Genomic DNA, 781 nt, shown 5'->3' with positions numbered 1-781 from the left:
GAGACAGTTTAAAGTCACTTACCATTCAAACCAACCTTTGCTTTTTTCTTCTTTTTTCTCTTCAACTTTAGGAGGCTCACCGACCCAATCAAGTTTTAGAGTTTCATCGCTTGGGTTATAGTTATACACCATAATACCATTACCATTAGCTTGACCAATTACAAGTTTGTGAGCCTCTACAGAAGTATCAAATGTATAGTTATAACCATCTACATTTGGTCTTGGTTCGATATTGTAGTTGCCATCTAAATAATCTTTTGGATTATTTATTAAAGGAAAATATTTTATAGGGTTATCAATAGCAAAATTACTTTTCCCATCTTTATAGAATTTACCAATTTTTATATTGTTTATATCATATAAACCTGTCCATAAATAAGGTTGAGACATTCCTTTATATGTTATAAGTACTTTATTATTATCTATAAAACCAAAGTTAGTATAGCCATTTGGTTTTTTGTAATTATTTTCTAATTTTGGTATTTCATTTCTTTGGGCTAAATTAAAGAAAAAGTTATCTTCATTAGCAGTATTTGGAAATGTTATGATTTTATTGTTTTGTAAATCATATTTAACAGCACGACCAACTCTTGAACTATCTAATGTATAAACGAACTCACTATTAGGGTCTATGGCACTCATAGTTTGATTTACATTTTTATTTATAAGCTTCCATTTGTGCTCTTTTGCATTATAGATAACCATTATACTATCAGCAGTCATTATTAAGACATCATTATTGGCAAAGTTAAACTGATTATTTATTGCATAACCATTTGGT

1 protein-coding gene is annotated in these 781 nt (G+C 28.6%); it reads right to left on the bottom strand.

From position 1 onward, the window contains the following. Positions 1–18 precede the first annotated feature (18 nt). Positions 19–781 (bottom strand): hypothetical protein (locus tag FQ699_RS09720; protein WP_179951706.1); only part of this gene is annotated, 763 nt, incomplete at its 5' end.

Source organism: Francisella salimarina, from assembly GCF_007923265.1.
Classification (GTDB): domain Bacteria; phylum Pseudomonadota; class Gammaproteobacteria; order Francisellales; family Francisellaceae; genus Francisella; species Francisella salimarina.
Note: the sequence above shows the minus strand (reverse complement) of the source record. Positions and strands in the feature narration are given on the sequence as shown.